The sequence below is a fragment of the Acidovorax facilis genome (genome assembly GCF_023913775.1).
Lineage (GTDB): Bacteria > Pseudomonadota > Gammaproteobacteria > Burkholderiales > Burkholderiaceae_C > Acidovorax > Acidovorax facilis.
On sequence record NZ_JAMXAX010000336.1, the window covers coordinates 1 to 439 of the forward strand.

Consider the following 439-nt stretch of genomic DNA (forward strand, 5'->3'; position numbering starts at 1 on the left):
GGGGGTGCGGATAAAAACTTGGACTGGTTTTATGCCGCAAGTCCAAGGCTCACCCGGTATTCGATAGGGCTGAGGGAGCCAAGAGAGATCTTGATCCGCTTCTCGTTGTACCAGCGGATGTAGTCGTCGACCACCTCAATGAACCGCTCGATGGTCGTGCCCTTCCAGTCCCGAGGATAGAACAGCTCATTCTTCAGCCGGCCGAAGAAGCCCTCACACGCCGCGTTGTCAGGCGAGCACGCCTTACGTGACATGGAGCGGGTGAGCTTGGCATCGCTCATTCTCGATAGCCAGCCAGGCCAGCGGTAGTGCCCTCCGCGATCGGAATGAACTACCGGCCTAGCGGTGGTTTCTGCCACTGTCTCGATAGCAGCATCCAGCATGGTGTTGACCAGTTCAGCGTCCGGGCTCGTGCCAATGGTCCAGCTCACCACCATCC

General features: G+C 58.5%; 1 protein-coding gene. It reads right to left on the bottom strand.

Translation table 11 applies throughout. The annotated features are described in order from the left end of the window. Positions 1 to 29: 29 nt before the first annotated feature. Positions 30 to 439: IS3 family transposase (locus NFX52_RS30485; protein ID WP_252636022.1), on the bottom strand; the 410-nt coding region annotated here is incomplete at its 5' end.